The organism is Pseudomonas sp. S2_B07, assembly GCF_054668435.1.
In genome coordinates, this window is record NZ_CP162769.1 from 401,388 (window position 1) to 425,525 (window position 24,138).

The following is a 24,138-nucleotide window of genomic DNA, read 5'->3' on the forward strand; positions in this document are numbered from 1 at the left end:
CGACAGGCGATCTGCTACTGTCGAACTTTGCGACTCATTTGCCAAGGACCGCACGCATGCACCTTTCTAAGGTTTCCCTCGTTAATTACAGGAATTTCGAATTCGCGAAATTCGTGTTTAAACCGGGTGTTAACACGATTATCGGGGAAAACGGTTCTGGAAAGAGCAATCTGTTCAGAGCTATTAGACTGCTCCTTGACTCCAATATCTACAGGGCGGCACACGAGCTCTCTGAGGGCGACTTCTTCAGAAAGAAGACCTCATGGAAAGGACATTGGATAGTCATCAGCCTCGAGTTTGATGACATTAGCACCGACGAATCCCTTCAATCGTTGTTTGTCCATCACGGTGCAATTGTCTCCGGAAACGCGATTAAAAAGGCCACGTACAACCTGATTTTCCGTCCGAACTCGTACATCAGAACTAAACTGTCAGCACTCTCAGCGGGTGACAAAGCCGGACTCGCTACTTTGCAAGAATCAATGACCATTGACGACTATGAAGTTTGGTTTACAGGACGAAGCGACGTCGATTTCACTGACCCAGCGCGTTATCGGGAGATCGTCGGTGACTTCGACGCCGTCTGGTTTCCCGCTCTCGACTCAAAGCTGATCGGTAGCAAGATTCCTCACCAGCTTTCGGTTGCCAAGGAGGTTTCGTTCACTTTCGTCAAAGCGTTGAGGGATGTGGTGTCCGACTTCAACGGCAACCGTCAAAACCCGCTTCTTAACTTGCTGACACGCAAAAGCCAAGAAATTGACAAAACCAAATATGAGACTATAACCAATACCGTAAAAACATTAAACTTAGATATTGAGGCACTCCAAGATGTTCAAGATGTCAGGGGTGATATTAGGGCGACAATAAGCGAAACCGCCGGTGACGCATACGCTCCGGCGAGTCTCCATATCAGATCGGATTTACCAAGCGAAGCAGAGAAACTACTTCAATCATTGAAACTTTTTGTCGGCGAAACAGATGAGAATTACGCTGGGGACATTTCAGAGCTGAGCTTGGGCGGCGCCAACCTCATCTATCTGACTCTGAAACTTCTGGAGTTCAAGTATCAAAAACAACGTGAAACCGCCGCCAACTTTCTATTGGTAGAAGAGCCAGAAGCCCATATTCATACACACATTCAGAAAACCTTGTTTGACAATATAAACTACAGCAACACCCAGATCATTTATTCGACTCACTCGACCCAAATAGCAGAAGTCAGTAACATCGAAAGCGTGAATATCCTTGCCCGTAAGGGTGTCCGTTGCGAATCCTACCAACCTTCAGTTTCACTCACACATCCAGAAATTGTCCATCTTCAACGCTACCTTGATGCGACACGTAGCAGCCTCCTATTCGCACGCGGAGTTATATTGATTGAGGGCGATGCCGAGGAGTTTATGATTCCGGCTTTAGTGAAGAAGGTGATCGGCGTGAGCCTCGACGAGCTGGGCATAAGCTTGATTAATATCCGTAGTACAGGCTTTGAAAACATTGCCTGCGTATTCCACCCCTCTCGGATCCGTCGCAGGTGCAGTATCGTTACTGATCTGGACATGGCTATCACTGGGACTGACATACTTGAGACTGACAGTAGCTCCGTTAGGGCATATAAGTTGAAAGTAGCGGGATCAGCAGAATCAGGCCGTACGAGAAGGACACGTCTGGAAAATTTCGGCCGAGACAACCCCTACCTGAATACGTACTACGCACAACATACCTTTGAAGTCGATTTCCTGATGGCTGACAACACCCATGAGGTTAAAAGCGTTGTCGACCGTGTTTATACTGACCTGCCTACGCGTAACACCGCGAAAATCGAACTAGAGGATGCTGAGATTGGGGTGGCTGGAAAAAGAATCCTGACGATGGCCAATCACCTCGGCAAAGGTTGGTTCGCCATATTGTTAGCGGACAGTATTACCCGGGCGACGAATATTCCTGAGTACATTCTCGAGTCTGTCTTAGGCGCATGTGAAGAACTGCCGCACAAGACAAAAATCAAGATATTGAAGTATCGAATCGTTACCCTGACCACAGAAGATTACTATGAGGAATTTTATAACTACGCCCTTCAAGCTAAGGAGTTATTAGTCCAGTATGAGGCAGGCAGCCTGTCGTTTTCCACTTTGACGGACTCACTTGGCGATCTGCTAAGTGAGGACTCGGTCTTAGCAACTTTCTTGGGCATTTAAAATGATGGACCTTTCAAGTGCGGGCCTTGACGACAAACAGCTTGCGGCCATCAACCATCCGGGCAGCGTGTTTTTAACGGCATGCCCGGGAAGCGGAAAAACAAAAACGCTTACCTATAAAGTTGCCACAGAGCTCTGGAAAATTGATGACCACCGCAAATTCGTCGTAGCCATCACCTATACTCATCGGGCTGCAGATGAAATCCTTGAACGCGTGGAGCGTCTGGGCCTAGTAACTGCACAACTCTGGATAGGTACAATACACTCGTTTTGCCTGGAATGGATTATCCGGCCTTACGCGATCTATGAGCCCCGCTTGGAGAGCGGATTCACAATCATCAATCAGCCGGATGCAGAGGCATTACTGGAGGAGCTTTGCAAGTCTACAAACTATCCAAAAATAAAAACGTATGACTGTGGCTATCACTTTATTGACGGAAAAATAGCGCTTTTATGCTCTGATATCAAAAAGCACGCAAACGTGCGCGATGTTTTAAGACGCTACTTTGCAATTTTGAAGCAAGAAAGGAAAATTGATTTTGAGCTGATTCTGTTTTTTGCGCACAAATTAATTTCCAGTTTTCCTCTGATCGCCAAGAATCTTAGCAACTTGTTTAGTATCGTATTGCTCGATGAGTATCAAGACACTAAAGAAATACAATATCTCATTTTGTTCTGTATATTTTCTTCCCGCCCTGACCAGACACGAGCATTTATTGTGGGCGATCAAGATCAAGCCATTTTTAATAGCCTCGGTGGATATGCCATCGCGTTCGATGATTTTAAACAAAAATCGCTCCTTTCAATTGAGAGCCTCTCGCTTTCCTACAATTACCGCTCATCGACAAAAATCGTTAAGTATTTTACCAACTATAGATTGCACCCCGGGCCGATAACCGCCTGTTCCGAGCATAAGGAGTATCACAGTGTGGTTTGCTATGACCGCACGATCTCTGCGAACCATCTGGAGGACGAGGTTGAGCGGTTGATTCGCCATAGCCTGTACGAGCAAAGGATTCGCCCGGAGGAAATTTGCATTATCGGTCCGCAGTGGCAGTCATTGGCAGCCATGACCCGGCGGTTAATGAGCAGGCTTCCTGAATGTAGTTTCGATGGTCCAGGCATGATTCCATTTGGAAGGGAACTTGACAATTTTTGGTATAAAGTAAGCCGTATATGTTTATCAGATCCTGCACCGGACATGTATCTGAGAAGGGTTCGTTGGGCTACAGAGGTGGTAGATGCGCTCGCTGACGAGGGAATCAAGTGCGGTCACACTCCGAAAAGCCTGTTGAAGGAGCTTAACGCTATTCAACTCACCGAACAGAACGGGATGCAATATCTCGAACAGTACTTCCAGAAATTTCTTGAGCTGATTCGAATACCTTTACTTGATACTTATCCAAGTCTACACAATCATTATCTATCGTTTTTTGAGACTGCCCATAAAAAGATAGCGCGCGCCAAAAGTGACGGTTTAGAGTTGATCGAGGGTATTGATAACTTTAAGCGAGCTTTTCGGCCTAGGTCGGGCATTACAATTTCAACAATTCATGGCATCAAAGGTGCTGAGTTTGACAATGTGATCGCTTTTTCCCTGCTCGAGGGCTTGGTTCCGCACTGGGCAGATCCCAAGCCGCTCGACAGCGCAAAAAAGCTACTTTATGTAATTTGTTCTAGGGCTCGGAAGAATCTTTTTTTGATATCTGAGACAGCGCGAGGAAAAGCGGGCACTAGCGAACTGGTAAAGACTAATTACTTATATGACACCGTGCCATAAAATTGAGCTGATCGATTGCTGCCCCACGCTAGGGTAGCGAAGAAAAAGTGGCGGAATTCCCGCGCAGCCTGTTGAGAGGGGCTGCTTTTGGCCGACAGCTGCCTGCCATGATAGGCGGCAGATGGACAGACGCTGACGTTCGCGGGTATCTGCTCTGCCGGCCCTTTGTCACTTCAGTGTCAGACCCAACGACGCTTTACTACAGAGTCCGGCCATCCTGATAGAATCGATCAGGTTATAGATAACACCCTTCTGAGAAATGGTATGAATACGGAATTGATGGAAGATGAGATGCGCCGGGCGCTATTCGGTGATTCGGAGCCCTCTGCGCCGGCAATTAACTCAGGCGTGCAGGACACAGTCCCGGATGTTGTGATCGTGCAACCGGTGAAGGCAGCGAGGAAACAAGCAGTCTCAAAAGGCTTCACACCTAGGTTGAGAGTTACGCTCCGTGTGGGAAACGAATTTGAAGGTGAGATGCACGAGCTGTTGCATGAGGCCGATACGCTGAGCTCCCTAGTTGCAGAACAAGAAGCTACTAAGACGGCCAGAAAAAAATTCAGGTTTGTGGAAGTGGTCTCGGTCAAATCGATGTAGGTGGGTACAGTGGCAGCGCTGTGCAGCGGGGGAGGATACGTCCTGGTATGCAACTTAAAACAATTCCTAGAAATTCACAGCAGCGTTTCTTTACCCTTATACGCATCAAGGCTCCCCCCTGCTCATTTTGGGCGCCACCCTCTTCGCCTGAGACTTGATTCGCCCGGCACGCTTCAGTGGCCTCGAACAATCGTCCGAGGAAACCATCTGATTCAGGCGCTCATGCGCATATTTCAGGTCAGAAGTTCTCGTAACAGAACCGCTACGCACCGCGTCAAATTTGATCAATCTAACTCTCCTCTGCCCTTATCTAGTGGAGCTTTCTTTGTCCGTGCCTGGATGATCCTTGGATTGCCGTAGCTGAGTGAGCTCCGCAGAATATCGCTCTGACAATCTCTTGGCTTCGGCCAATTGCGCGCTTGCCTGTACCAGGTCCTCCTCTAGTCGCTTGGATTCGGCGCGCGACGTACCGAGCTGCTCTTGAAACGCTTCCTTCGCTCCGTCTGCCTTGGCAACAGCTGTCTTCATTGCAGTAATCTCACCGGTCAATCGAAGCGCCGCGTCTTGCTGCGTCGCGACCACTTTACTCTGCTGGCGAGCCTCACTCAGTAGGCGCTCGTTATCTCTATTCAGTCGAGTCAGCTCATCCTGCTTAAGCATCAAAGTCTGCTGGAGCTGTCGTAGCTCAACCTGAACTTGCTGCACTTGCCCTTCGTGTCGCTGTTGTTCTTGATCCCGCTGTTCCTTGACCGCGTTGCGGTAATGTTCCAGCGCATCACGTGAATGCAGGTGCCTATCTTCCAGAGAGCGGATCTGCTCATCCTTTTCCTGCACGCGAATTTCCAAGTCACTGCAATTTTGGCTCAGGCGGGCATTGCGGGTGAGTTCGGCTTGCAGGCTTGCCTGACAAGTCTGTAACTCATCCGCTTGAAGCCCTAACGCCCCTTTCTGACTATCCACTTCACGCTGCAAAGAGGCGAGTTCGGCATTCAAGCCGTCGAGCTTTTGCTCCAGCTCGATGCGCTGCTCGTCGAAACGCGCCTGTGCATGCGCGAGAGCTTCGCCTCCCTCCTCCGTCATTCGCTCTAAAAGGCCGGCCACAAGCTCGGTCAATTCATCGCTCAATCGCTCTCTAGAGGCGCGCGGCCTCGGGTCAAAATCTTCAATTTCCTTCAAATATCGGTGAATAGTCGTCTTCGAGCCGGTATTGCCCAGCTCGATGCGCACGGCGTCGATGCTTGGGTTCTCGCCGCGGGCGAGCAGCGCCTTCCTAGCCTCCAGGACTATCGCCTTGTTGATTCCGCCGCGCGCCATTTTCCTCTCCTACGATTTCGTACTGTTTTACATACTATGTATATACATAGCACGTTACTGCTATAAAAAGAACAATATAATGGTGATTCTTTGATAAAATAATCGAGCGTTATCGCATCATAGAGCTGTTTTTTGCTTTTTCCAGCGTCGGAAAAGGTACGTTTGGTGTAGAAGGGTCGAGATGAACAAGGCGGATCGTTACCTGCAGGCCGGCACCCGGGACAACACCCGGCGCAGCTACCGTGCCGCGGTGGAGCACTTCGAAGTCACCTGGGGTGGTTTTCTGCCGGCAACGGGGGACGGCATTGTGCGTTACCTGGCGGAGTACGCCGATCAGCACGCCATCAGCACCCTCAAGCAGCGTTTGGCCGCCCTGGCCCAGTGGCACATCACCCAAGGCTTCCCCGATCCGACCAAGACGCCGGCGGTGCGGCAGATGATCAAGGGAATTCGCACCTTGCACCCTGCCCAGGAAAAGCAGGCGGCTCCCCTGCTCCTGCAGCACCTGGAGCAAGCTGTTCAGTGGTTGGAGCGAGAGGCGGAGCAGGCGGCCGCGCGGCACGACCTGACAGGCATGTTGCGCAGTCGGCGTGACATCGCGCTGGTGCTGATTGGATTCTGGCGCGGGTTTCGTGGTGATGAGCTGTCACGTTTGCAAGTGGAGCACACCCAGGCGCAAACGGGCGTGGGCATCACGTTCTACCTGCCGCACAGCAAAGGCGATCGCCAGCACCGCGGCACGACGTTTCGTACCCCGGCGCTAAAGAAGCTCTGTCCGGTCCAGGCTTACATTAACTGGATCACGGTAGCCGGCATTGTGCAGGGCCCAGTCTTCAGAAAGCTCGATCGTTGGGGGCATCTGGCTGAAGACGGCTTTAACGCCAACAGCCTGATTCCACTGCTGCGGCGAATTTTCAATCGCGCGGGTGTGTCTGGCGATCTGTACACCAGCCACTCGCTGCGTCGCGGCTTCGCCACATGGGCGGCGGCCAATGGCTGGGACATCAAAGCGCTGATGACCTACGTCGGTTGGAAGGACATGAAATCCGCCATACGCTACATCGACACGGCAGATTCCTTTGGAGCATTGGCGACAGGTCAGCCGCTCACCTCATCAGCTGTTCCCCACCCGCAAGCGTTGACGGTTGCTGGAAAACCCTAGGGCCAGATGAGGTTCACATGGGTAGCCATACTCCAGCTCGCAAAAGTCTTCTGCATAGTGCGATTCGATTGGTCGATCCGGGTGAGCTCTGCCAATGTGATTTACAACGAGAGTTGCCGTAGTAATGTAAAGGCCTGCTTCATTTGGTCTTCGCTGACGACGAACGCCCGTAGCTGCCCTGCCATGTCCAGCCCTTTGGCTACCAGCCCCTGTGACTCAAGGCTGATCTGCCATTGCAAGTCCTTCCGGTTGGTTTCTCCGGCCAGGTGCAGTGGCATTTCCGGGGTCTTGATCTTCACCAGCATCGCCGGGAACTTCACTTGCTCATCGCCACCCAGCACATTACGAGCCAGGGTCATGGCGCTTAACTGAATGGGTTGCAGAAACGGCAGCAGCTTGCCCTCGATTTGCGCGCAATCGCCGACGGCAAATATGTGTGGGTCAGAGGTGCACATGCGTTCATCAACTTCAATGCCACGATCCACCCGTAAACCAGCCTGCGCCGCCAACGTCGTATCAGGTTTCAACCCAATTGAGGCAAGGATCACATCGGTGGAGATTTGCCGGCCATTGGACAAAGTCGCCAACAGGCTATCGTCTCTCCTTTCAATGGATTCCAAAGCCTGGTTGAACACCATTTCCACACCCATCTGGCATAGCCGATGCTGCAAGCGGCTACTCACCTCAACAGGCAGCAACGAGGCCAGCAGGCTGCAGGACTTATCCATCAGTACCACTTGCTTTCCGGCACGATTGACATCCATGGCCAGTTCACTGCCAATCAAGCCGGCCCCCAGAATCAGTACGCGCTCTGCCGCTCTCAGAGCACGTTGTGCATGACGGTATTCTTGCTGACTGTTCAGAGTCACCATCCACTCCCGTCCGGGAATCGGCGGAACGATGGCTTGCGCACCCGTGGCAAGAATCAGTTTGTCGTAGCTGAATGCCTCACTGCCGGCGCTTATACGCTTGTTTTCGCGATCAATTGCAGTCAGCTGGCAATCCGCATTCAGGGTTAACCGATACATCTCGGCAAACTCCGCCGCAGACTGACGAGTCATGTCGTCCGCTGTCTGATTGAGACTGATGACGTGACTCAGGTCGGGCTTGTTGTACTCATCGCAACTGTCTGCAGCGATCAACCGAATGGGCACCGCTGCATCGAGCCTGCGCAAGTTCTTGACCACCTGACGAGCCGCGAAGCCGGAGCCCACAATGACGATTTCCTTGTTCATTTCGCCTCCGAAGCAAGCTCATCGAATACCGATTTACCCAGTGAACATTCAGGGCACAGGAAGTAATCAGGCACATCGCACCAAGCCGTATCGGCCTGCACATCCTGCATCGGCTCCCCGATCGCCGGGTCGTAAACCCATTGGCAGACACTGCACTGCATGCGCGGGCCGTTGTCCGCGATGGGTTCCGCCTGGGCAGATGCGGTGGCTGCATGTCGTGCGACTTGTGCGTCCGTCGATGGATGCAGCGCCCATTGCCGAGCGATTTCGCGGCCATGAGCTCGGCAAACCTCAAGCGAGTCACCGTCTGGCCGCCACTTGGCTTTGAGCGCCAATGTGGTTTCAAAACCAGCGTCCATCAAGCGCGTCTGGATACGGTCTACCGCCCCACCATTCCAGCCGTAACTGCCAAACGCCGAAGCCTTTTTATTACGAAAACGCAGCCCGGCTATTTCCTCCAGCAGGCCGGCGACTTTCGGCATCATGACGTTGTTCATGGTGGACGAGCCCACCAGAACACCTTTTGAGCGGAACACGTTGGTCAGAATCTCATTCTTGTCGTGGCGCGCGACGTTGAAAATCTTCACCGCCACACCCGGATCGACTTCGTGAATGCCTTGTGCGATGGCGTCGGCCATCATGCGGGTGTTGTTCGACATGGTGTCGTAGAACAGTGTGATGCGGTCCTCCTGATAGTCCGCCGCCCATTCCAGATAGCGGTGCACAATCTGCGTCGGATTATCACGCCACACCACGCCATGGGCGGTGGCAATCATATCGACCGGCAGATTGAAACCGAGGATCTCGGTAATCTTGGGAATGACCAGGCGACTGAATGGCGTAAGGATGTTGGCGTAGTAGCGTTGGCACTGATCGAACAGTTCGTTTTGATCCACTTCATCATTAAACAGGTGTTCGTCGCAGTAATGTTGGCCAAAGGCGTCGTTACTGAACAATACGGCATCGCCGGTCATGTAGGTCATCATGCTGTCTGGCCAATGCAGCATCGGGGTCTCCACGAAAACCAGCTGTTTGCCATTGCCGACATCCAGGGTGTCGCCGGTATGTACGACGTGGAAATTCCACTCTGGATGATGGTGATGACCGTTAATCGAGTCCACGCCATTGGCGGTGCAATAGATCGGCGTATTCGGGATCCGCGACATCAACTCTGTCAGCGCCCCTGCATGGTCCTCTTCCGCATGATTGATGACGATATAGTCCAGCGTGTTCAGGTCGATTTCCATCGCCAGGTTCTGTATGAACTCCCGGCTGAACCTGTGATCAACCGTATCAATCAATACGGTCTTTTCTTCACGGATCAGGTAGCTGTTGTAACTGCTACCTTTGTGGCATTTGTATTCTGTGCCATGAAAGTCCCGCACTTCCCAATCGCGCTGACCGACCCAATGAATGTTGTTCTTGACGTGAATTGACATGGCTACCTCAGTATAAAAATGATGTTCTACACCGAAGATGGCAATGTTCGTGCCAGACCATAAGTTATTGATTATAAAGATAAATAAAACAACGATTGTCAATATGACATTGTCCGACTACTGTCTTTATGACTAATTCATTGTCAAAGTGACAAAACATGAGTCTCTCCGTTGAATCCCTGGCACGCATCGCTATTCAGTTGCAAAGCGGCATTTCCCATCAGGACCGCTTTCAACGTCTGATCAATACCTTGCGCCAATTGCTGGGTTGCGACGCCTCTGCCTTGTTGCGTTATGAACAGCGACAGTTCCGTCCGCTGGCGATTGACGGCCTGGCACCGGATGTTCTAGGGCGCCGCTTCAGCCTTGATGCACATCCGCGACTGGAAGCCATCGCTCGCGCCGGTGACGTGGTTCGCTTTCCGGCAGAGAGTCATTTGCCTGATCCCTATGACGGACTGATACCGAGCCGGCAGGACCTCAAAGTGCATGCCTGTATCGGATTGCCGTTGTTCGCGGACCAGACGCTGATTGGTGCGCTGACGATCGATGGCATGGACCCGGCACAGTTTGATCACTTCAGCGACGAAGAGCTGCGATTGGTGGGAGCCCTCGCTTCTGCTGCCTTGGCCAATGCATTGCTGGTGGAGCAACTGGAAAGTCAGACCATTACTCCTCTCTCCATCAGTAATATCCCGGCGGGCAAACCCGACACCGAAATGGTCGGGCTCAGCGAAGTCATGCGACAGTTGAAAAGAGAGATCGAAATGGTGGCAGGTTCCGACCTGAACGTCTTGATCACTGGAGAAACCGGAGTCGGCAAGGAACTGGTCGCCAAGGCCATACATGAAGGTTCATCACGCGCAGGTCAGTCTGTGGTCTATCTGAACTGCGCTGCGCTGCCGGAATCAGTCGCTGAGAGTGAGTTGTTCGGCCATGTCAAAGGGGCTTTTACCGGCGCAATCCATCATCGCACCGGCAAGTTCGAAATGGCTGATAACGGCACACTGTTTCTCGACGAAATCGGTGAACTGTCACTGAATCTGCAAGCGAAACTGTTGCGGGTACTGCAATACGGCGACCTGCAACGGGTTGGTGACGATAACGTCTTGCGGGTCAACGTACGGGTGCTTGCCGCGACCAATCGTGATCTGAAGCAGGAGGTGTTCAACAATCGGTTCCGTGCAGACCTGTTCCACCGTTTAAGCGTATTCCCTGTGCATGTACCACCACTGCGTGAGCGTGCGCAGGACATCACGTTGCTAGCGGGTTTTTTCTGTGAGCAGAGCAGGGAACGCATGGGATTGAAACGGGTGGCTCTGGCTGCCAACTGTCTGTCGTTGCTCAAGCAGTACACGTGGCCAGGAAACGTTCGCGAACTGGAGCATGCTGTTTATCGAGCGACAATCATTGCTCGTGCGACCCAGCAAAGTGACGAACTACTGCTTGAAGCACAGCATTTCAATCAAGTACCCGAGCAGATGGATACGCCGCCTGTTGCTCTGGATGTTCCTTTCCTCGGCGTTGACCAGGGTCTGCGGGATGCGACGGATGACTTCCAGCGTCAGCTGATTGACAACACGCTGAATAATTGCGCAAGGAAATGGTCTGCCTGTGCTCGAATGCTGGATATGGACGTGGCCAACCTGCACCGACTGGCGAAGCGGCTTGGTTTGAAATAACACTCACGGCCGATCAGGGCTCAATTCAGCCGGAACCAAGCATTGATCGACTGGCCGATTGCAGGTCAGTCAAGGCCGCTACCGACACCGGCGTTGCGAAGCTGCATTACCCGACGCACTACCCTCTAAGCTGACGTCAATCATGCTGACCTACATGTCGGTCTCGCCGCCAAGCCGCCCAGCATTAAAGGACTGTCCCGGGATCATCGGATCTCGCGGGTCAGGCAGGCTCCCAAAGTTTGGGAAGACGGTTTTTGAATCCGCAGGGGTAGAGAAGAAAACCCGCTGGCAGGGAAAAACGCGTTCACTGGTTCCTTATCCGGCACCAGTGTGATCCGGTTTGTGCGTCCAAGCAGTTCTTCCATCACGATCCGTAGCTCCAGTCTGGCAAGCGGTGCACCGGGGCAGACATGAATGCCGGCACCATAGAGCAGGTTCAGCTCGGGATCGCGATCGAGGCGCATTTCATCGGGATCTCCAAAGACCGCTTCATCCCGATTGGCGGACGCCCAGTTGAGGGCGATACGCGACCCCTTTGCCAGCGTGCGCCCGCCCAGCATGACCTGTTTCGTAGTCATCCGACGGTTCATAATCAGCGGTGCATGAATACGCAGTATTTCATCGATGGCGGCAGGTAACAGCGCGGGGTGTTCGCGCAATTGCTGCTGCCATCCGGAGTTGATGGCCAAATAATGCGCGAGAATGCCGACTGAGGCGGAAATGGTTCCGAGTTCGCCGACCGTCCAGTTACGTAAAATACTGACGATCTCATCGTCTGTCAGAGGCCTTCCCAAGGACTGATCGCGTAACAAGATGGTCGTAATGTCGTTCGGCGCAGCAGCGCCGGCTGTACGGCGCACCTCCAGCAGATCCTTGATGTAACCGTCAAACTCGAGGGCCACGGCGGCCAGGGCAGCGTCGTCTCTGGCCAGAGTGGCCGCGTGATTCTTCAGCGTCCACAGGCGCAGCGGTTCATGAAGATCGGCCGGCCAGCCCAGCCAGGCACACTGGATCTGCAACGCAAAGATTTGAGCAAATTCCCCTATCAGTTCTGAAGGGCCTTCATCCGGTAACGCCCGCACCAGACGAACAGCTATATCACGGCACACCGGGGCAAAAGCATCCATATGCTCCGGGCTGAAATAAGGCTCGATGAGGCTCCGGTACACCGTATGCTCGGGCGGATCCATGCCATTGGGGACCGAGGGGAAACGCGAGACGGCATTACTGAAGGATTCATGATCCTTAAGTACGCGCAGCACATCCTCATGCCGGAATAAGGACATATAGCCATATTGACTGTATGCGACCGGGCAACGGTGGCGCATGTCGTCGTAGGCTGTCGTCTGATCCTTTAACACAGCTTCAGACCTCGGATCCCAATCAGGTAGTGATTTCTCGTCCATCGTTTACTCCATAAACCCGTCCCACTGAATCTGGAAACTAGGTAGTAAGGTTTGTCGACCTACCCGTACTCGGTCGGGACATGTCGTAAAAGCCCGCTAGACTGAAACCGTGCACGACGTCCACTACGTCGGCATCACCCGGGTGAAGTCTGTACGGGCTTGTAGGGAAAATCGGGCCACTAGCTGGCCAGGGAGACATGATGAGTAAGCTTCAGCAGTGGTTAAACTCGCAGGGCAGCACTGCGCTGTGGGTGGTGTTCTGGCTCTACGGCGTAGTGCTCAGCAATTTACTGTTTGGCCTGATCCTGGTCGCCTTCAACAAAGTTGCCCCCTCCCTGTTTGGTCTGATGCTGCTGGGTTTTGTGGCCTACACCGCTTCCATGCTCAATGCTGTATGGCGCAATGCGGATAATGTCCGTGACCCCGTCCACGGTCAGATCGCTCGTTTCCTCACGGTGGCCTGGTCGATCAACGCGGTATTGGTTTCGGGGTTTCTCTTCCTGAGCCATCTGAATGCCATGGCCTTCCCCCTACCGCTCCCTTTTTAACTCCAAATAACCAGGGCCCTTAATGTGGGCCTTGAACGTTAAAGCCTTGATTATTTAACTTCTCGATCTGGTCAGGCCTCAGCAGCCCCCTCAGCTATTGCGTCGAAAACAGCGGCAGGCGCGCAATGGTCAGCCTGGGCGATTTCAATCTCGACGATGGCATCCCGGGCGTGATCGGCCTTGACCCAGGTCATTGCGGAGTCACCGATTATCGCGCCAATTGATTGTCAGCATAGTTGATCAATATCAAGTCCATGATTTCTGGCGATCGCCATCACCGTTTTCAACGCTATCTCAAGCGCAACAACTCGATGTTCGCTCCTGACGCATAACCGCTCTGTAGAACGTTAAGCGCAGTTCAACCCTTCCCTTCAACGAATTACCTCAACCGACGATAGATCAAACACAACCTGTCGCAGTGGATCTCAAAGGATGAAACACGTGACACCCGTCAGCCGGCCTTCTCACCTCACCGAGGTGGCACCATTGCCATGCCAGTTGACGACAAACTAGGGTTTCTACCGTATCGAACCGCGCCTGGTTTGTTTGGCAGGCTCAAGGGGAGACAGAGGACATCGATTCGTGTTGCTAAGCAAACCTATCGTAGTTGGCGCTCAAACTTGCTTGAGCTTAAGGAGAGAGACCATCATCTGCCCCCTTCAGACCACCAGGCACTTGAAAATAACTTGGCGGAGAGAAGACTGCTGCACATCAGCAACTCTTGCGGCTAAGATCGTCGCAACGCTGATCCGACTCAAAACGACAGACATCAATAACTGCCGTCACTCGCGCGGATAAATGATCCACTGCCGGCACTCTGCCGGCAGCGCCCATCCCCTAATGCTCCAGCAACTCCTACCCCGACTCCGACGATATTTGGCGCCCTGCAGAACTCGATTTAATTTAGCGGACGCGCCCGGGAGCTACCTCCTACGGGAGGAATGGGATGGCATGGGCGGTGGATATGATTGACTTTCCGAATTCCTCATAGTCAAAACAACAACTATTTCAGCAAAGCTTTACTTCAAATAAGTTTTCTTTTTTTTCGAGAAGCGATTTTTAATTTAACCACCGCGGACATATTACCGAGCGCACACAGGGCTTTCTTGACGTCCAACATATCCTTCCCGCAACGCTTTAAATTCAATATATTCTAGTGACTTACGCAACACCAACTTAAAGGAACGATTATCAAGATAAATCACCAGCACTCAACTCCGGGAGTTGCGAATGCGACACACTTAGCATGCAGCAATTAATTCTCCACTGGCGACAATTAACCACACGCCTTCCAATACATCCTGATAAAATTGAACGATTGCTCAAGATGGTAAATCTAATAAAGGTGTAAAGAGCGTTTTTACACAAGTCGGCTCCCAACCGACAACATCAGCACCTGAAGAAATGAGTTTGTATTGCCGACAAATTCACCCTAATAATATTCAATGCGATGCCTGTTGAATTAACCGGAAGCGGGTCGTTTCGAATCTGCTTCTTTGTCTGAGGAGACACTGATGAAAAGTATTCTTGTTCCACTGCTGGCCTTGGGTGCCGCGCTGACGCTGCAGTCAGCTCAAGCCGTTGATGGCGAGGCGCTCTTCAAGAGCAAACCCTGCGTTGGCTGCCATATGATCGACGCCAAAATGGTGGGGCCAGGCTACAAGGAAGTTGCCGCCAAATACGCCGGCCAGCCCGATGCATCTGCCACGCTGATCAAGAGCATCAAAGAAGGCAGTACAGGCAAATGGGGGCCGATCGCAATGCCGGCCAACCAGGTAACTGATGAAGAAGCGAAGACCTTAGCCGACTGGATCCTGACGCTGAAGTAAGATTTGAGAAAAAACATCCAGATCGCAGAAGCGAGTCCGCTCTCTTCTGCGAAACGGGCCGCTCGGCTACATCGTCGGGGTTTGTTGCAAAAGACTCAGATCGATTTCCTCAAAGCGCAACACCCTGCCGCCCTGCTCGCTGGCCAGTTTGCGTGCAGTCGCCTCTTCGGAAAATGACGCCAGGACAACCCCCATGGACCCTTTAAGCTGAGTGCCGACGACATAGTAGGCTGTGGTTGCATCAATCAGATAATGGTCGTCGGGTTTCTCCCAGACACTTTTTCCCATGTCGTGCACATACAATTTCGCCTCAGTGTGGTGATTCTCTGGCTGAAGCCACCATCCGAGCATTTCTGCGGTGGAGCAGAACTTCTTGACCGTGCCTTTCTCCACGACCTCGCCTTTGGGGCCCGGAAAGTCGGCGATGACCATCCCGCAGACATGACACTCGTCACTCTGATGGAAGGCCACGGGCCCAGGGGTTTGCTTTTCCTCTGCGCGATCGTTGCACGCCGCCAATCCCAAACAGGTAATGATGACGACCATAGCGCGGGGCCAGGCCAGGTACATAGTGTTCATCTCATTGTTCCCGAGTGAAAAAAATCAAGACAGCCGACGGCGAAACATCCAGTAAGCCAACAGCAGCGAAACCCCTACCCAGATCAGCAGACAGAGCCATAGAAGCGAAGCCGGTACCGGTAAATCGCGGCTCAATGCCATAAGACCGACGGCATTGCCGCTGCCTTCGAAACCGGAAAGATTGATCAGGCGATAAATGTCGGTCGGGTTGAGTAGCAGTAACCACGGCAACAGATCCGGGTTGAAGCTGCCTTTACTGAGCACCAGCAACGCCAGCAGCGCCAGATCGAACACCAATACAAAAAGGAACCACACACCCAACGCCATTCCGGCTGCACTGGATTTTTCACTGGCCTTGCTGCTCAACACGTAAGCCAGCGCCAGGAACACCCAGCCCAGTAGCGTGGACGACACCATGAAACGGCCGAACGCCCAGAGCAACAGCCCCAACTCGACATCATCGACCAACAAGGCGATGGCCACGGCGGCACAGCCGAATCCGATCAGCGTGGCCAAGGCCAGGATCAGGCCGTGACCGACAAACTTGCCCAACAGGATTTGTCCACGGCCCAGCGGATAGGTCAGCAACAACATCAGCGTGCCGCCCTCGTCCTCGCCGACGATGGCATCGTAGGCCAGCAATAGCGCGATCAGCGGCATCAGAAAAGTTGCCAGGCTGGCGAGGCTGGCGATGGTTGCCGGAATCGACGTGAAGCCCAGTTGCCCGGATGCCGCCGCACCGAGCCAGGCGATACCCACCGCCAGAATGGCGAACAACAGGCTGATTGCCAGAAGCCAGCGATTGCGCAGCCCGTCGCTGAACTCTTTGCCGGCGATACTCCAAATCTGCTTCATCGATGAGGGCCTTCTGTTTCGGTGGTCACGCGACTCATGTAATAACCGTAGAGGTCCTCGAGGGACGGCTGCAATATCTCGATGTCCTGGGGCTGATCCTCGTGGAACAACTGACGTAACAGATCGACTTTATGGCCGTTGACAGCTATCACCTCGACTCCGTTGCCGCCCATGGCCGTGGCGGTGTGCCCGGCGGCATTCCAGCGCTGCAACCACTGCTCTCGTTGGGAAAGACCACTGGCACGGATGCGCGCCGGCAAGTCGGCGTCTTCGCGCAGGCTGGACAGGCTCCCGATCGCCTGTAAGCGGCCATTGGCCAGAATTGCCGCACGGTTAATATGCGCTTCGACGCCTGCCAACACATGGGAGCAAAGGATGATGCTCGCGCCCTGTTGGCGCAGACGGTCGATCAACAGGTAAAGATCCTGGGTAGCGATCGGGTCCAGCCCCACAGTGGGCTCGTCCAACAGCAACAGACGCGGCTCGCCGAGCACCGCCTGAGCCAGGCCCAGACGCTGGCGCATGCCCTTGGAATAGGTTTTCACCCGTCGGTCTGAGGCCCCCGTAAGGCCGACCTGCTCGAGCAAGTCGTCCACTTGCGTCAGGGCTGCGCCTTTTAGGCGGGCGAAATACCGCAGGGTTTCGCGGCCACTGAGTTGAGGGTAGAACGTCACGTTTTCCGGCAAGTAACCCAATTGGCGACGCACGTCGGTTTGTGCGGGTCGGCAGCCGAGTACGTGCACCTGACCGGCGCTGGCCTTGAGCAGACCAAGGATCAATTTCATCACCGTGGTCTTGCCCGCACCATTGTGGCCAAACAAGCCCAGCACCTCGCCTTCACCCAGACTCAGGGTCAAATCGTGCAACACGGTCATGCTGCCGTAACGCTGGCTTACGCCTTCGATCTCGACGGCGTTCATAAGGTCGGCCGCTGTGTTTGAGGCATCGTGGGAAGGTTCATCAGCGGGAAACTGTCTTTGACCCCCGGCGATTTCGTCACGGGGAAACTGCTCTGAACCCAACGCAGTAATTGAATGCTCGGGCTATTCATCAATAGACGGACTTGCGGGTACAGCCACAACAGACGGTCGACGTTGTCGTTGGGCTCGTAGATCACGTCGCCCACCGCATCGTTATTGCGATCCCAGCCCAGGTAATCGCTCCAGTAATTGCCCCGCCCCTCGGCCGACCATTCCTGTAAGCGGGTGGCGACGTATTTGACCTGCTGTTGATTGTCGACGAAGGCGTTGTCGGTGATCCGGTTGTCTTCGGAGCCGGCGGTGAGGTGAATCCCTACGGCGCTGCGCTCAAAGTGGTTGTGTTCGATGACATTGAACAGCGAGTTGTAGATGAACAGCGCCTTGCCCTCGGCACCGCTGACCATACCGCCATCGGCAGAACCGCTGCGCACATCGCTGACGAAGTTGTCGCGCAATTCGGAATAGGTGATGTAGTTCATCAGGATGCCATAGCTCTCGTCCTGCTCGGAACGGTTGCCAATCACCGTCAGCTTGCGGCTCTGCATCAAGGCATAGCCGGTGCGTGTACGGCGGGTGGTGTTGCCGAGCAACTGGTTGTCGTTGGCGTACATGTAATGCACGCCGTAGCGCAGGTCTTCCAGGGTATTGCCCTGCAGCAGGTTGCCGTTCGAGGTGTCGATGTAGATCCCGTCGCGGGTCAGCCGCACGTGATTACCGATCACCTTGGCGCCGTGCACGGCGTACAGATGAATCCCGTTGCCGCGATCCTGGGAGCGGATGCTCGGGTCACCTTCGATATCGTTGTCAATCAAGTTGACGTCGTGGGTGCTGTCCACCCAGATGCCGAAGCCTGGCCCTTTCATGCGGTTGTTGCGTATCACCGCCCCCTGGGCTTTGGGACCGATGAAAATCGCTGAGTTCATGGCCGTCATGTCGCGCCCCCAGTCAAGCAATGTGCAGCCCTCGATCCGCACGTCGGGGGCGCTGATGAACAGAGCATTGCCCTGCCCCTGCGCATTGATGACGGCACCTTTCTCGCAATCGATCTGCATCGGCTGATCGACACTGAATTGCCCTTGGTATTCTCCGGCCGGCAGCTTCCAGTGGAGATCGCCATCGGGTTGCAGGGGCAACTCGGTGATGGGCCGTGGCGACGCGTGGGCGAATACCGATAGAAACACCAACACCAAAAGTGCCATGCCGTGTAATGAGTCATTTGCCAGGGGTCTGAACACTGCGTTTACCTTTTCGCGGCCCTGATACGACCAGCCGCTCAAGCCTTCTCGACGAGCATCCGGCCGACCATTTCCATGTGCAGCGCATGACAGAACCAGCTGCAGTAGTACCAGTGCAACCCCGGCTTGTCGGCGACAAAGGTGATCGACGATGTCTGCTGCGGGCTGATCTCCATGCTTGCACCGTGGTTGGTCATGACGAAACCGTGGCTCACATCTTCCACCTTATCGATGTTGGTGATGGTCACCGTGACCTCATCACCCTGCTTGACGGTGAACTCGGTGACACCGTAGACCGGGGCCATCGACGTCATATAGACACGCACCTTCTTGCCGTCATGGATGACCTTGTTGTCGGTCTCCAGCTTGATTCCGTCTTTTGCGGCGATCGCCACGGTCTCGGCGAAAAACGGGTCGTTGCGGTCCCAGATCTTTTTGGTCCGGATCTGGTCGCGACGGGCCATGACGCAGTCGTGGGGTTCGGCGAAGGCCGGGCCGTCGTGCACCAGTTTCATCTCGTCGCCGGAAATATCGATCAACTGGTCGTTCTCCGGGTGCAGCGGACCGGTCGACAGGAAGCGATCTTTGGAAAACTTGCTGAGCACCACCAGCCACTGGCCGTCGGCCTCACTGGTTTCGGTCAGCGAGGCATGGTTGTGGCCCGGTTGATACTGCACGTCGAGTTTCTGCTTGATGCAGTTGACCTTCTCACCGGTATACGCGCGAACGGCTTCATCGACGTTCCACTTCACCACCTGGCTGTCGATGAACAGTGTGGTGTAGGCATTACCGCGGCCGTCGTAGGTGGTGTGAAGCGGCCCGAGCCCCAGTTCCGGCTCGCCGACCACCACGTCACGCGGGTCCTTCAATTTGTCGTCGAACAGATCGTCGAGCTTGGCGGTGGCGATGATCGTGCAGGTCGGCGAGAGTTTGCCGGCGGCAATGAAGTACTTGCCATCGGGCGTCATATTGATCCCGTGGGGGTTCTTCGGCACCGGGATATAGCGCGTGAAATCGCTGTCCTTGCCTTCGGTTTTACGACCATCGACCACCGGTGACTTGGCGTCACCCAGGGTGATGAACTTGCCGGCCTTGATCGCCGCTTCGATGCGCGGGATGTTGAACACCACCACCCAGTCGCGCTCGTTGCGCATCATGCCGCCCAGGTCGTAGGCCTTCTCCGAGTTGTAGCAGGTCGAAGCGGCATACTTGCCGGTGTAGTCGGCGTCGGTGTTGTCCAGATTGCCGTCGACGATGACCTGGAAGGCCATCTCCATTTTTTCGGCGTCAATGACGTTGAACATGGTGTAGCTGTTCTTGTCCTGCAGGTCGAAGGTGCTGCCGTCATTGGGGTGCGGAATGACGAACTCGGAATTGGCAAACACATATTGGGTGTGGGGCATTTTCTGCAGACGCAACCCGTGAATGGCCTGCACGTTAGGCACGGTGAGCATCTTGTCGCACTTCATAATGTCCAGACGGATACGCGCAACGCGGCTGTTGGCCTTGTCGTTGATGAACAGGTATTTGCCGTCGTATTTGCCGTCGGTCATGGACAAATGCGGGTGGTGGCAGTCGCCATTCTGGAAATGTGCGCTGTCGCCCATGATCCGTTTGCTTTCGTTGGTCAGGCCCCAGCCGGTGGCGGAATCGACGTTGAACACCGGGATGCGTAACAACTCACGCATCGACGGAACGCCCATGATCCGTACTTCGCCCTGGTGGCCGCCACTCCAGAAACCGTAATACTGGTCCAGCTCGCCCGGCCCCACATGAATTTTCGATTGCGCGTCCTTGGCTGCCGCCGCCCAGGTCTCGCGGGTGAACACCGCACTGCCAAGGGCGGTGCCACCTGCCAGCGCGACGCCGGTCAGGGCTGAAACGCCGAGGAAACCGCGTCGGTTAAGGCCTGTGCCCTCCACCGTTTCATGATCTTTTTTCGACTTGTTATCGCTCATGGGTTTTGCTCCATCGGAGGCAGATAAAAATAAGCTGGGTCAATCGAGTCTTGATCCCTCGCGTGCTGCGAGGGCGGGTCAGGGTTCGAACACTTGCACCACTGGAATCAAGTCGGCGTGCGCTGGTACGGGGGCTGGTTTGTCCCGTGTCTTGCGCTTGTTCTTGAGTACTAGTGGCGGGCATTTGTTTTCGTTGTGATAGGTCATCTGGCAATCGAGGCAGTAGTGACACTCGTTGGCGTTGATATGACCATCGGGGTGGATCGCCTGGATCTCGCATTCCTTGGCGCAGAGCTGGCAGGGAGTGCCGCACTCCTTGCGTCGTTTGAGCCAGTCGAACAGGCGCAGCTTGCTGGGAATGGCCAGCGCTGCGCCCAAGGGGCAGACGTAGCGGCAATAGACCTTGCGGGTAAAAATGTTGATGACCAGCAGCGCCACCGCGTAAGCCACGAACCACCACTGGCGGTCGAACTTGAGGGTGATGGCGGTCTTGAACGGTTCCACCTCGGCAAATTGCTCAGCGGTGGTCATCGACTCCAGGGAGATGCCAAATAACACCAGCAGAATGATGTACTTCACGGCCCACAAGCGTTCATGCAATGCGAAGGGCAATTCAAATTGCGGAACCTTGAGTTTGCGCGAGGCTTCGTTGATCAACTCCTGCAACGCACCGAACGGACACAACCAGCCACAGAACACGCCTCGCCCCCACAGCAGAATGCTGGCGGCGGTGAATGTCCAGAGGATGAAAACAATCGGGTCGGTGAGAAACAGTTCCCAGCGAAAGTTCTCGACCAGGGCATGGGCGAAGGTCAGCACGTTGACCACCGAAATCTGCCCCAGGGCGTACCAGCCAATGAACACCACGGTGAAGATCAAATAGACGCGACGCAGCCAGTGGAGGAAACGCGGGTACTTGGTGAAGGTGTCCTGCAGGAACAGAATCACCATCAACACCGCCAGAGCCGTGCAGAGGATCCCGATCTGGAAGGCTTTCTGGTACCAGATGTTGACCCATGTCGGTCTGTTGGCAACCTCGATGGCGGCCAGTTCTTCGGCGGTAGGCGGTGGGCGCAAGAGGTATTGTTCGGGCAGTTGGTAGGAAAGTTCGAAGCTGCTGAATGTGCCGCCGGTTGCACCGGTCTGACGACGCACCAGCAACTCCAGGGACCAGGGCGATCCCGGATCAAACTTGGCCGGTTCGCGCACAATGAAAATCGACATCTCAGTGAACTCGGGCATGCCTTTGGCAAACACATCCGAGAGCCGCTGGTGGTCCATGTCGCGAAAGCTGATGATGTTGCCGAACTGGCGCAATTGCACCCGGTCGAAAATGCCGCCGCGTACATAACCCGAGCCTTTATAGGAATAGAGCCCGCGACCCAGTACCGCGATGGCCTGTTCGCCGGGCTTGAGATCTTGTATAAGAAATCGGTATTGATTGTCGCCCAGCAGGTTGCGACCGATGGCCGGCGGGTTCAAATCGGCGGTGAACAGTTCGATGAAGGTATCGTCAACCTGATCCGCGGCGGCATTGTCGAGCCCCTCGGCCTCAGTGCCTTTGAAGGCAGCGTCGACTTGCCCACGGGTCAGATTCAGTCGGCGAATGGCGCCGTTGCCGGTCAGTTGCTCCCAGGTGGCGGGCTCGAAAAAGTCTTCGCGCACAGTGGCGGGTTTCTGTGTAACGCCGCCATTGTCTGCAACCAGTTTGAGCGATACGGCCACCTTGTGCGCAGCGCGCATGATGATCTCATTGACCACCATGACGGTCACCGTCGCCCCGGCGATCCCATCGACTGTCACTGCCTCTGGATCACTGGAGTGACCGACAACCACCCTTCGGTCGGCCTTGATGCCCTTATATTTGGCATCGAAGGCATGGAGCTTATCCACGGGAATGCCGATCAATAGGATCGGCTCATGGTGCTCCAGCACGTAGGCATCCTGGATCACCCCGGCAGAATCGAGAATCACCTGCATGTTGACCGGCTTGCCTGAATAGGCCGGGATATCCACCACGTCCTGACTCTGGAACACATAACCAAGCAGGTTTTTTCCGCTGCTGATGGTGCGAACCTTGAACTCGCCTGTCGGCTCGGAAAGCTTATCACTGCCAGGAAATATGGCGTCTACACGCTGCTGCTCGAGCCCGCCATAGTCCTTCGCCTGTAATCCGGAAAACCCACCGAACACCAGACACAACAAAATGATCAGCCCATATTTAAATGGACGCCGGACACCGGACAGTGAGAGCTTGGAAGCACGCATGGGTTCGCTGAGCGATCGACCTCTGACGAATGACCCGCCGAGTAACGATTATGCTCCATCGCCTCTTTTAATTAGAATTATGCGATCAACACTCCTCCTTACTCACGGACATAGCAATCATAATCTATCAGCGGGTCAAAACAATTTTCAGCACCAATGGTTCAATATTAATTTAAGGAAGGCTATCCAGTAGACAAATAATCATCTTCAAATAGATCGGTATATTTTTAGTCATTCCACAAAAAAACCTCGGAACAATGGGTGACCGTCCTCCCCTGACGAGCGTTCATGTCTGATTTTCATCGCGTTTTCGTCTAAAATACAGGCCTGAATAAATTACTTTCTTGACTATAAACCGGAATTTCCGAATTACCCACTTGCGAATATAATTGCAGTCGAAGGACCATCAATCGATGGTGAAGCGCTTGACCCTACGCCTAAGCGTTCTAGGAGACAGTAAACGAAGTCGATTATTCATTGTCATAGTTAGCACTATTGGTATTTTTGGACCCTGGCTAATGTTCGAGCTCCCAGTAATTCATACAATAGGCCACTCTACCAGAACCCTATCTGAGTTCATTGAGCTACTTCGGGCCGAACATATTGAGTTGCTCGCGGACATTCGCACCGTGCCACTATCGCGAACTAACCCTCAATTCAATTTTAATACATTACCGCAAGCGCTTGCTGCGAAAAACATCGATTACATACAACTAGCCAAACTTGGCGGATTACGAAAAAAATCAAAAACTGTGGCGCCAGACATTAATGGATTCTGGATCAATCAAAGTTTTCATAACTATGCCGACTATGCGTTGTCCGAAGAATTTGAACAGGGCTTGCTGCGTTTGCAAGAACTCTGTCAGGACCAGCGATGCGCGATCATGTGTTCGGAGGCCGTCTGGTGGCGTTGTCATCGCAGAATCGTAGCGGACTACCTTCTCTATCGCGGCAGAATGGTTGTGCATCTTATAGGCCGAGGCAGAGCCGAACCCGCAACTTTGACCGCGGCCGCGACCCCTTTGGGGAATTCGCTTCTCTACCCAGCGCCAGTTGTCGGCTGAAAGGTGTCCGGC

19 protein-coding genes are annotated in these 24,138 nt (G+C 54.0%); 8 read left to right on the forward strand and 11 right to left on the reverse strand.

Translation table 11 applies throughout. The annotated features are described in order from the left end of the window. Nucleotides 1-56 precede the first annotated feature (56 nt). From AB4N43_RS01900 to AB4N43_RS01910, 3 genes are all read left to right on the forward strand, one after another. Complete coding sequence (locus tag AB4N43_RS01900; RefSeq protein WP_460152989.1) at nt 57-2,195, forward strand: ATP-dependent nuclease; 2,139 nt, start codon at nt 57-59, stop codon at nt 2,193-2,195. A gap of 1 nt (nt 2,196) precedes the next feature. Further along, a complete protein-coding gene (locus AB4N43_RS01905; RefSeq protein ID WP_128605318.1) occupies nt 2,197-3,975 on the forward strand; it encodes a UvrD-helicase domain-containing protein in 1,779 nt (592 codons plus the stop codon). A gap of 264 nt (nt 3,976-4,239) precedes the next feature. Further along, the gene (locus AB4N43_RS01910; RefSeq protein WP_460152991.1) at nt 4,240-4,572 is read left to right on the forward strand and encodes a hypothetical protein; all 333 of its coding nucleotides are present in this window, start codon (nt 4,240-4,242) and stop codon (nt 4,570-4,572) included. Nucleotides 4,573-4,878: 306 nt separating this feature from the next. Here the strand turns inward: AB4N43_RS01910 and AB4N43_RS01915 are convergent, their stop codons facing one another. Then, nucleotides 4,879-5,886 carry a DNA-binding protein gene (locus AB4N43_RS01915; RefSeq protein ID WP_460152993.1) on the reverse strand — a complete coding sequence of 336 codons (1,008 nt, stop codon included), beginning with the start codon at nt 5,884-5,886 and terminating at the stop codon, nt 4,879-4,881. Nucleotides 5,887-6,067: 181 nt separating this feature from the next. Between AB4N43_RS01915 and AB4N43_RS01920 the strand changes: the two genes are divergently transcribed. Continuing rightward, nucleotides 6,068-7,048 carry a tyrosine-type recombinase/integrase gene (locus AB4N43_RS01920; protein ID WP_046027265.1) on the forward strand — a complete coding sequence of 327 codons (981 nt, stop codon included), beginning with the start codon at nt 6,068-6,070 and terminating at the stop codon, nt 7,046-7,048. Between the two features lie 101 nt (nt 7,049-7,149). On the opposite strand, the gene norW is transcribed toward AB4N43_RS01920, so the two are convergent. Next, nucleotides 7,150-8,283, reverse strand: a complete 1,134-nt coding sequence (gene norW / locus AB4N43_RS01925; RefSeq protein WP_460152994.1) for an NADH:flavorubredoxin reductase NorW — start codon at nt 8,281-8,283, stop codon at nt 7,150-7,152. Further along, on the reverse strand, nt 8,280-9,722 hold the full coding sequence (gene norV, locus AB4N43_RS01930; protein ID WP_460154194.1) for an anaerobic nitric oxide reductase flavorubredoxin: 1,443 nt from the start codon (nt 9,720-9,722) through the stop codon (nt 8,280-8,282). The genes norW and norV overlap by 4 nt, the downstream gene beginning before the upstream one ends. 158 nt (nt 9,723-9,880) lie before the next feature. Between norV and norR the strand changes: the two genes are divergently transcribed. Next, the gene (gene norR / locus AB4N43_RS01935; protein ID WP_046027262.1) at nt 9,881-11,404 is read left to right on the forward strand and encodes a nitric oxide reductase transcriptional regulator NorR; all 1,524 of its coding nucleotides are present in this window, start codon (nt 9,881-9,883) and stop codon (nt 11,402-11,404) included. A 203-nt stretch (nt 11,405-11,607) separates the two neighbouring features. Here the strand turns inward: norR and AB4N43_RS01940 are convergent, their stop codons facing one another. Continuing rightward, nucleotides 11,608-12,810, reverse strand: coding sequence for a cytochrome P450 (locus tag AB4N43_RS01940; protein WP_460152996.1), 1,203 nt, complete (start codon nt 12,808-12,810; stop codon nt 11,608-11,610). A 200-nt stretch (nt 12,811-13,010) separates the two neighbouring features. Here AB4N43_RS01940 and AB4N43_RS01945 point away from each other — a divergent pair, with 200 nt between their 5' ends. Next, nucleotides 13,011-13,358, forward strand: a complete 348-nt coding sequence (locus AB4N43_RS01945; protein WP_046027260.1) for a hypothetical protein — start codon at nt 13,011-13,013, stop codon at nt 13,356-13,358. Nucleotides 13,359-13,429: 71 nt separating this feature from the next. Here AB4N43_RS01945 and AB4N43_RS01950 read toward each other — a convergent pair whose 3' ends face one another. Continuing rightward, nucleotides 13,430-13,552 (reverse strand): hypothetical protein, encoded by a 123-nt coding sequence (locus tag AB4N43_RS01950; protein WP_259674355.1) that lies wholly within the window; start codon nt 13,550-13,552, stop codon nt 13,430-13,432. A gap of 1,320 nt (nt 13,553-14,872) precedes the next feature. Here AB4N43_RS01950 and AB4N43_RS01955 point away from each other — a divergent pair. Continuing rightward, nucleotides 14,873-15,187 carry a c-type cytochrome gene (locus tag AB4N43_RS01955; protein ID WP_046027259.1) on the forward strand — a complete coding sequence of 105 codons (315 nt, stop codon included), beginning with the start codon at nt 14,873-14,875 and terminating at the stop codon, nt 15,185-15,187. Nucleotides 15,188-15,253: 66 nt separating this feature from the next. Here the strand turns inward: AB4N43_RS01955 and AB4N43_RS01960 are convergent, their stop codons facing one another. The 6 genes from AB4N43_RS01960 to nosR all read right to left on the reverse strand — a co-directional run bounded on the left by AB4N43_RS01960 (nt 15,254) and on the right by nosR (nt 23,062). After that, the gene (locus AB4N43_RS01960) at nt 15,254-15,766 is read right to left on the reverse strand and encodes a nitrous oxide reductase accessory protein NosL (protein ID WP_046027258.1); all 513 of its coding nucleotides are present in this window, start codon (nt 15,764-15,766) and stop codon (nt 15,254-15,256) included. 24 nt (nt 15,767-15,790) lie between these two features. Further along, nucleotides 15,791-16,621, reverse strand: coding sequence for an ABC transporter permease (locus tag AB4N43_RS01965; RefSeq protein WP_046027257.1), 831 nt, complete (start codon nt 16,619-16,621; stop codon nt 15,791-15,793). Next, a complete protein-coding gene (locus AB4N43_RS01970; RefSeq protein WP_460152998.1) occupies nt 16,618-17,541 on the reverse strand; it encodes an ABC transporter ATP-binding protein in 924 nt (307 codons plus the stop codon). Before AB4N43_RS01970 ends, AB4N43_RS01965 begins: the two co-directional genes overlap by 4 nt. Continuing rightward, a complete protein-coding gene (locus AB4N43_RS01975; RefSeq protein WP_046027255.1) occupies nt 17,538-18,800 on the reverse strand; it encodes a nitrous oxide reductase family maturation protein NosD in 1,263 nt (420 codons plus the stop codon). Before AB4N43_RS01975 ends, AB4N43_RS01970 begins: the two co-directional genes overlap by 4 nt. A gap of 74 nt (nt 18,801-18,874) precedes the next feature. Next, nucleotides 18,875-20,794, reverse strand: coding sequence for a TAT-dependent nitrous-oxide reductase (gene nosZ, locus AB4N43_RS01980; RefSeq protein WP_046027254.1), 1,920 nt, complete (start codon nt 20,792-20,794; stop codon nt 18,875-18,877). 78 nt (nt 20,795-20,872) lie between these two features. Next, nucleotides 20,873-23,062 (reverse strand): transcriptional regulator NosR, encoded by a 2,190-nt coding sequence (gene nosR / locus AB4N43_RS01985; RefSeq protein ID WP_460152999.1) that lies wholly within the window; start codon nt 23,060-23,062, stop codon nt 20,873-20,875. A gap of 518 nt (nt 23,063-23,580) precedes the next feature. Here nosR and AB4N43_RS01990 point away from each other — a divergent pair. Further along, nucleotides 23,581-24,126, forward strand: a complete 546-nt coding sequence (locus tag AB4N43_RS01990; protein WP_046027854.1) for a DUF488 domain-containing protein — start codon at nt 23,581-23,583, stop codon at nt 24,124-24,126. Nucleotides 24,127-24,138: the final 12 nt, after the last annotated feature.

Bases quoted from the DNA above. Each gene is read 5' to 3' on its own strand.
- AB4N43_RS01990 (WP_046027854.1), top strand. From the start codon at position 23,581: ATGTTCGAGCTCCCAGTAATTCATACAATAGGCCACTCTACCAGAACC.
- norR (WP_046027262.1), top strand. From the start codon at position 9,881: ATGAGTCTCTCCGTTGAATCCCTGGCACGCATCGCTATTCAGTTGCAA.
- AB4N43_RS01965 (WP_046027257.1), bottom strand. From the start codon at position 16,621: ATGAAGCAGATTTGGAGTATCGCCGGCAAAGAGTTCAGCGACGGGCTG.
- AB4N43_RS01900 (WP_460152989.1), top strand. From the start codon at position 57: ATGCACCTTTCTAAGGTTTCCCTCGTTAATTACAGGAATTTCGAATTC.
- AB4N43_RS01950 (WP_259674355.1), bottom strand. From the start codon at position 13,552: ATGACCTGGGTCAAGGCCGATCACGCCCGGGATGCCATCGTCGAGATT.
- AB4N43_RS01905 (WP_128605318.1), top strand. From the start codon at position 2,197: ATGATGGACCTTTCAAGTGCGGGCCTTGACGACAAACAGCTTGCGGCC.
- AB4N43_RS01940 (WP_460152996.1), bottom strand. From the start codon at position 12,810: ATGGACGAGAAATCACTACCTGATTGGGATCCGAGGTCTGAAGCTGTG.
- AB4N43_RS01910 (WP_460152991.1), top strand. From the start codon at position 4,240: ATGAATACGGAATTGATGGAAGATGAGATGCGCCGGGCGCTATTCGGT.
- nosZ (WP_046027254.1), bottom strand. From the start codon at position 20,794: ATGAGCGATAACAAGTCGAAAAAAGATCATGAAACGGTGGAGGGCACA.
- AB4N43_RS01960 (WP_046027258.1), bottom strand. From the start codon at position 15,766: ATGAACACTATGTACCTGGCCTGGCCCCGCGCTATGGTCGTCATCATT.
- AB4N43_RS01915 (WP_460152993.1), bottom strand. From the start codon at position 5,886: ATGGCGCGCGGCGGAATCAACAAGGCGATAGTCCTGGAGGCTAGGAAG.
- nosR (WP_460152999.1), bottom strand. From the start codon at position 23,062: ATGCGTGCTTCCAAGCTCTCACTGTCCGGTGTCCGGCGTCCATTTAAA.
- AB4N43_RS01920 (WP_046027265.1), top strand. From the start codon at position 6,068: ATGAACAAGGCGGATCGTTACCTGCAGGCCGGCACCCGGGACAACACC.
- AB4N43_RS01970 (WP_460152998.1), bottom strand. From the start codon at position 17,541: ATGAACGCCGTCGAGATCGAAGGCGTAAGCCAGCGTTACGGCAGCATG.
- AB4N43_RS01955 (WP_046027259.1), top strand. From the start codon at position 14,873: ATGAAAAGTATTCTTGTTCCACTGCTGGCCTTGGGTGCCGCGCTGACG.
- AB4N43_RS01945 (WP_046027260.1), top strand. From the start codon at position 13,011: ATGAGTAAGCTTCAGCAGTGGTTAAACTCGCAGGGCAGCACTGCGCTG.
- norV (WP_460154194.1), bottom strand. From the start codon at position 9,722: ATGTCAATTCACGTCAAGAACAACATTCATTGGGTCGGTCAGCGCGAT.
- norW (WP_460152994.1), bottom strand. From the start codon at position 8,283: ATGAACAAGGAAATCGTCATTGTGGGCTCCGGCTTCGCGGCTCGTCAG.
- AB4N43_RS01975 (WP_046027255.1), bottom strand. From the start codon at position 18,800: ATGGCACTTTTGGTGTTGGTGTTTCTATCGGTATTCGCCCACGCGTCG.